Annotated in this window: 6 protein-coding genes and 1 pseudogene; 3 read left to right on the forward strand and 4 right to left on the reverse strand. The window is 32.5% G+C overall.

Annotation, left to right across the window (positions count from 1 at the left end):
* On the reverse strand, positions 1-617 hold a 617-nt coding region (locus PHF25_08130), incomplete at its 3' end, for a leucine-rich repeat domain-containing protein (protein MDD4527984.1).
* A gap of 126 nt (positions 618-743) precedes the next feature.
* On the reverse strand, positions 744-1,505 hold the full coding sequence (locus PHF25_08135) for a hypothetical protein (GenBank protein MDD4527985.1): 762 nt from the start codon (positions 1,503-1,505) through the stop codon (positions 744-746).
* A 214-nt stretch (positions 1,506-1,719) separates the two neighbouring features.
* Between PHF25_08135 and PHF25_08140 the strand changes: the two genes are divergently transcribed.
* Genes PHF25_08140 through PHF25_08150 form a run of 3 tightly spaced genes read left to right on the forward strand, consistent with a single transcriptional unit; the run spans position 1,720 to position 5,562 of the window.
* On the forward strand, positions 1,720-2,739 hold the full coding sequence (locus PHF25_08140; protein MDD4527986.1) for a DUF1848 domain-containing protein: 1,020 nt from the start codon (positions 1,720-1,722) through the stop codon (positions 2,737-2,739).
* 4 nt (positions 2,740-2,743) lie between these two features.
* On the forward strand, positions 2,744-5,224 hold the full coding sequence (locus PHF25_08145; protein MDD4527987.1) for a tetratricopeptide repeat protein: 2,481 nt from the start codon (positions 2,744-2,746) through the stop codon (positions 5,222-5,224).
* A gap of 56 nt (positions 5,225-5,280) precedes the next feature.
* The gene (locus PHF25_08150; protein ID MDD4527988.1) at positions 5,281-5,562 is read left to right on the forward strand and encodes a hypothetical protein; all 282 of its coding nucleotides are present in this window, start codon (positions 5,281-5,283) and stop codon (positions 5,560-5,562) included.
* Between the two features lie 84 nt (positions 5,563-5,646).
* Here the strand turns inward: PHF25_08150 and PHF25_08155 are convergent.
* Positions 5,647-5,972 (reverse strand): annotated as a pseudogene (locus PHF25_08155) (integrase core domain-containing protein).
* A gap of 698 nt (positions 5,973-6,670) precedes the next feature.
* On the reverse strand, positions 6,671-6,819 hold a 149-nt coding region (locus PHF25_08160), incomplete at its 5' end, for a GGGtGRT protein (GenBank protein ID MDD4527989.1).

A 6,819-nucleotide genomic window follows, 5' to 3' on the forward strand; every position in this document is an offset into this window, starting at 1 on the left:
AATCTGCAAAAATGCAAAGTAGGAGGGAACGGATTTAAAACTTTTATCACTTTCAAATATTTCCCATCAAAAGCGAATTCATCAATATCCTTTACAGATGCAGGTATTTCCAATTCTGTAAGGTGTAATAAATTGCCGAAAGCATTCTTACCAATCCGTTTTAGATTTTTACCCATCTCGATATGAGTTAAACCACTACAGCACCAAAATGCTGAATCGTCAATTTCTTCCACAGAATCTGGAATTGTAATTGATTTTAGAGCATGATGACCAGCTAAAGTGTTCTTACCAATTCGCTTTATGCCTTCAGGAAATAGGACTTCTTCATATTCTTTATTTGATTTCATACGGACTAATAGATAATCGGAAAGTTCATTTGCCTTTGCTTGAATTTTGATTTTTTCTTTTTCATTCATAATAATGCAGATTCTTCCTCCTCCAACCAATTGACATTTTGATATGTCAAGATGAGTCAATTCTTTTAGTTTTCTGATAGCCATAAAGTCTGTTCCATTTAAATTGCCTGTAAGAACAAGGGATTTAACGCTGACATTATAGCTGTTCAAAAGGCTTCTTAAGTAACCAGCTTTTTCGATATTTAATGAAAGTGTATTCATTAGTTGAATTTTATTAAAATCTATTTAAAATGCAAGTAACCTGTTCAAGTAGATTGTATATAATTATCTTTCGTTTGCGAGAAAAATATTTACCAAAAGTAATTCTTGCTAATTAACAGATACTACCTATATATTAATTACAAATTTATTTTTATGAAAATAAGTTGATTGGGTTACTTGACAAGGGTTAAATCCGTATTTATCAACTAATTTATCCTTTTCAATGCAAAACTTTGTGTAGTTTAATGCTGGGTCAAAACGTACCGAATATATAAAATCTTTAGGGTCAATTTTCACATGACAAAGGTAATTCTTATCCTTATTAATCATTTTCTCAGTAGGAACTGATAACAATCTAACTTCTCTTTCGTAACTATATGATTTTCTTTTTATTAATAAAGACTTCAATAAGTTTTCGTTAATTTCGGGATCTTTTAATGCTTCAACTATTATTTCTTTTTTTGGATATAACTCTAAATCTTTTTTCCATAAATAGTCGACTACACCATAATAAAAATCACCTTCGTTAAGTTTTGAAATGGCTATCAATTTCTCAATAGTTGTAGTAATTCTAACACCCATGTGTCTGCCAAATTTGCCATTATCATTTTTCTTAGTTGTATAGTTTTTCCATAATCCATATGAATCACCTTCATAACTCCAACATTGTCCAAATATTTTATTTTTGGAAGGGTGTATGTATTCAATCCCATTTTTATAAATTGTTGCATTAAATATTAAGTTTTCAAGTGGGTCTTCCCATTCTGACGGTTTTACAAAAATTAATTCTTTATTTGAAAGCAAATTATAAAACCTATCCATTAGCTCTATACGATAAAGGAAAGGTTTATTATTTAATGCATTATTTAGATTTCCTAGCCGTTTCATTGTTTAAGGATTTAATTTTTATAAAATATTTAACCATTGCGAATATCGTTATAATCTAATTTGTATTGATTGAATTTACTTTAAATATCAAAAGTATATACATTTTAATAATTTGGAATGGAAAAGCAATATTTTGTTTACTTTCGTTGTCTACATTTATAATTGATTTTTTTATGAAAAGGCCAAGAAATATAAAATCTCATCTGTTAGGAGTATGAATTGGAAACAAAAAGAAATCATTTTAGATAATGGTAATAAAGCTATATCACAAGCACCTATTATTGTATCAGCCAGTCGTTCAACTGATATACCTGCTTTTTATTCTGATTGGTTCTTTCACAGATTAGATATTGGCTATTCAGCATGGACTAATCCTTTTAACGGATTAAAAAGTTATATCTCTTACGAAAATACACGACTAATTGTCTTCTGGTCGAAAAATCCAAAGCCTTTGTTGGCACACTTGTATAAATTAAAAGAACGCAGTATCAATTGCTACATTCAATATACATTAAACGATTATGATGTAGAAAATTTCGAAAGAGGAGTTCCTCCTGTAGCACAACGAATTGACACATTCAAACAAATTGTAGATAAATTAGGAAAGGGTAGTGTAATTTGGCGTTTTGATCCATTGATTCTCACCAATAAAGTCAAAGTTGAAGATTTACTCGAAAAAGCAAAACATATTGGCGATCAATTGTCTGGATATACTGAAAAAATGGTTTTTAGTTTTGCTGATATTGCGAATTATCGTAAAGTGAGAGCTAATCTAGAAAAAAGTGGCGTGAATTATCGCGAATTCTCTGAGGACGAAATGCATCAATTTTCCAGAGGTATCAGTGAAAATAATAAAGCCTGGGGTTACGAATTGACTACTTGTGGTGAAAAAATAGATCTATTACCTTATGGTATACAACATAACCGCTGTGTGGATGACGATTTGATGATAAAGCTTTTTCCAGATGATAAAATACTGATGGATTTTCTCGGTGTTGAAATACAACACCCCGATCTTTTTAATAATAGAACAAACATACTAAAAACAAAAAATAACAAGGACAAGGGACAACGTCAATTTTGTGGTTGTATAGTTAGTAAAGATATCGGTGAATATAATACTTGCCCGCATTTATGCGACTATTGCTATGCGAATGATGCTGATGGTAGGGTTAAAGCTAATTGGAATCAACATTTAAAAAATAATAAAAGCGAAACAATAACAGGGAGGTAGTACTGTGATAGAAAAAGGAACAAGTTATGCATTTTTAGTTGAAAAATTACTAAACCCGACATTTGATAGAATCCGGGATATTGCAAATACATTTACAAAACAATTGCAAGCAGATGTGATAACAGAATTGCATGATATGCTAAACAGAGGTGCTGATTTGATTGAAAATGAGCCTCAAATGTTGATGTACTTACGGTCTTTTGGTCCAATGCATCAAGCAAAATTAATGAATGCTTTCGATCATTTGCCTGATGCTTTTTTTAAAAATACAATTGAAATTATTGATTATGGTTGTGGTCAAGCAATAGGTGAAATTGTTTATGCGGATTTTTTGCTAAAAAAAAGGCTAACTCAAAAAGTTAAGTGTATTACTTTAATTGAGCCTTCCGAGTATTGTCTAAAGCGTGCTGCTCTGCACGTTCATAAGTTTTTTCCAGATGCAGAGATACGAACTGTTTGTAAATACATTGATGATTTGACTTCAGATGACATTTATACAAATGAGAATTTAGAAAAACTGCATGTCTTTTCAAATATTCTGGATATTGAAGCTTTTGATTTGTATAAATTGGTTAATTTGATAAAAGAAAAGTGTGATAGTTTCAATCAATTTGTTTGTGTAAGTCCTTTTCCCTTAAATACTGAAAGATTAGATCAGTTCGCTGAACTGATGGGTGGAAAAATGGAATATAATCAAGATTTTCCCAAAGGAAGTTTTAAAAATGGAAAAGATTGGAGTTGTGCGATACGTTTGTTTTGTATTGGTGATGAAAATAAAAATTCATTAGGCAAGAGTATAGAAGGTTTAAAAATAGAATATATAAATAAGTTAATAAGTGTTAAATTATTTTATAAAACATCATTGTTAGGTAAACTTAGTGATAATGATTTTGATGGAATAAGATTTATTAAGGATTTTGATAATAACAAACACTTAGCAAAAGAATGTATTGAAAATTTTCAAATTTATAAATTATCTGCTGCATATAGAAATCCGTCTGAGAAGAAAATATGGGACAAAGCGGTGTCTTGCTATAAGAATGCGGCTCTTGATGGAGAAATTGAAGCTTACAATAATCTAGGAATTTTATTTAATTACGCAGGTGAAGATGAGCTATCATTTGACTTTTTCATGTTGGGAGCAAAAGGTGGAAGCACAAATGCAATGTTTAACATCAGTGTGGCTTATTTTTCAGGAAGTAATGATAAATTCTTAAATGACGAAAAATATATCTACTGGACTAAATGCTCTGCTGAAGTGGGAAATTTAACAGCAATATTTAATCTTGCTGTGTGTTATCAATTTGGGATACATACAAATATTAATCTTGAGTTGGCAGTTAAATATTATATGAGCGGATTAGAGATTAAAGCAGAAGACAGTTCCGATCGTTATTTGCAAGAGAAAATCTCATATAATCTTGCGCTAATGAGCTACTACGGTTTTGGAATGCAGCAAAATTACAAAAAAGCTGTAGACATTTTTTTAAAATTATCATTGCCTGATGCTAAAAATGTATTAGGTGTATGCTATGCATTAGGTAATGGTGTTGATCCAGATATTAAAAAAGCGATTGATTTTTTTAAACAAGCAGTAATAATTGAAACAGAACCAGGTCGTAAAGTTGCACAATATAATTTAGGCGTATGTAATGAAGAAGGATATGGTATATCGATAGATAAAAAATGTGCATTAGATTTATATACTAAATCTGCTACGTATGGGCCTCTAATATTACAAGATGGATATGTGTTTGCTCAATATAAAATGGGACTTATATATCATTATGGAGAATTTGTTACTAAAGATATAGAAAAAGCCTTTGGATGGTTCTCCAAAGCTGCAGAACAAGGTTATGCAGGTGCTCAATTATATTTGGGTTTATATTATGAAGAAGGTCTTGGTGTAACAAAAAATTATGTGAAAGCAATTGAATTTTACAATAAAGCTGCGGAACAAGGTTATACAGATGCATATTTCAGATTGGGGAATTGCTATAAAGATGGTATAATTTTAAAACAAGATTTTAAAAAAGCCGTAGAATTTTTTATTAAAGGAGAAGAATTTGGATGTGATGAGTGTAAAGAAGCTATAAATTATGATAAAAAAATTAAAAGATGTCCCAAATGTCAAAATTCATTAGGGATGTGTTATTTATATGGAAAAGGGGTTGAACAAAATTATTTTAAATCTGTAGAATGGTTTATTAAAGCGGCAAACCAAGGTTTTGAGAAAGCCCAAATTAATTTAGGTATTCGTTATTATACCGGAGAAGGAGTAAAAAAAGATTTTAAAAAAGCAGTTGATCTATTTATTAAATTGGCTGAAAAAGGAGATGTGTATGCACAATACCACCTAGGGATATGTTATATAATTGGGGATGCTTTGACTCAAAATTTACCTCTTGCTAAGAAATGGCTGACTATTGCGGCTAAACAGGAATTTGAACCAGCGAAAAAAGTACTTTCAAAGATAAATAATTAAGGATTGATGATGATAATTTTTTTAATTATATCGTTATTAAATAAATGGATTATTATATGAATAAAGCTAGTGATTTTGGACTAAAGCTAATGTTTGATCAGCAAATGTTTGCTTTAATATATTTTAAAGGTCGAGACTATGGCAATAAAACGGCCCTATATCTTATTGAGCGTGATCGTTGGGAAAATGCAGGTGAAGATGATGTATTATGCCTTTATCACACACTCATAGAGCCGGATGGAACAGTTAAAGCATTTACACCAAAAGGAGAAATGGAACAATTTAATTGTTTTACTCCGTATCCTTTAAAAAGAGATTATATTGAGATAATCCCTTAGGTTTAATAAGTTTTGCATTTGGGTTATTCAATAGACATATGTTATATGTACAGCTAACCTTGTTGTCTGACAGATTGTTTAGGTTTAGAAATAAAAATTTTTAACGGTATCGAAAGGTCTTTTTCCTAGGTTTCTGTAACCACTGTGAGGTCTTTCGTAATTGTAGTGTTTAAGCCAGACATCAAAGTCCTCCTGAAGTTAACCGAGCGCGGTGTAGACCTTCTTTCTGAAGGCCACAGGGATAAATTCTTCTTTGACAGTTCTGTTGAACCTTTCCACAAAGCCTTTTGTTCTGGGCGTCCTGACCATTGTGGTACGATGCTCAATATCGATAATTGAAGAAAGAGCTCATAGGGATGGGCATCCCTACCACATTATTCCCTCCTATTGTCGGTCAGTATTGCTTCGACTGTAAAGTAAGTATCCGGTAAACCCCGTTGGAAGTACAGAGATTTCGGCATTAGCAGAATAGTATTTTTGGCATCAATGATGCAGTGACTGCTTAACAAAGATATATATTTTTTTATTCATTCGTTATTATTGATCGTTTTACGGTTTTGTTTCATAGATTAGGTTTATAAGACAAAGAACCTGTTTCCATCCTCTTTGTTTACAGCGAGTGCCATCACATCAATCAATAAACCAACTGTATATACCATTTTGTTCAACGCACTACTGATTTCTATAGATAGCTCTGTAGCATTATGACCTATCCACAAAATAGTCTATGTACCCGTGTAAACGCAGTCTTTTGGCCCATGCCCCCAAAGTCGCATTAGAAAAAAAGCGTGAAGAAAATGCGGTCGGGGAGACGTTAAAAATTTCCGCTATCTTGGACTGACAGAAGGAAGAGCGAAGCGATGACTGAGGAAGGACAGCGGCTGAAGGAGTCCTGTATTTCAGGACGACTGGAGGACGCGGTTCGGAAATTTAGTCTCCCTGACCGCATTTTTAGTTTTTTTTCTAGCGACAAAGGGGGTGTGGGCCAAAAGACGCAGTGCTCCCAGGTTACCAACTCTTCTTTCTAAAAAAGGATCAATCCCCCTAAAACCAACGAACCCTCGCAATGTCATCCATTACGAGGGTTCATAAAATATACTTAAAAGATTTATTTCGTCATAGCCTCCTGCACTGCAACAGCGATAGCCACAGTAGCACCAACCATTGGGTTGTTGCCGATACCAAGGAATCCCATCATTTCAACGTGAGCCGGAACGGAGGATGAGCCTGCGAATTGGGCATCTGAATGCATGCGGC

The organism is Candidatus Margulisiibacteriota bacterium, from assembly GCA_028706105.1.
GTDB lineage: Bacteria > Margulisbacteria > Riflemargulisbacteria > GWF2-35-9 > DYQY01 > DYQY01.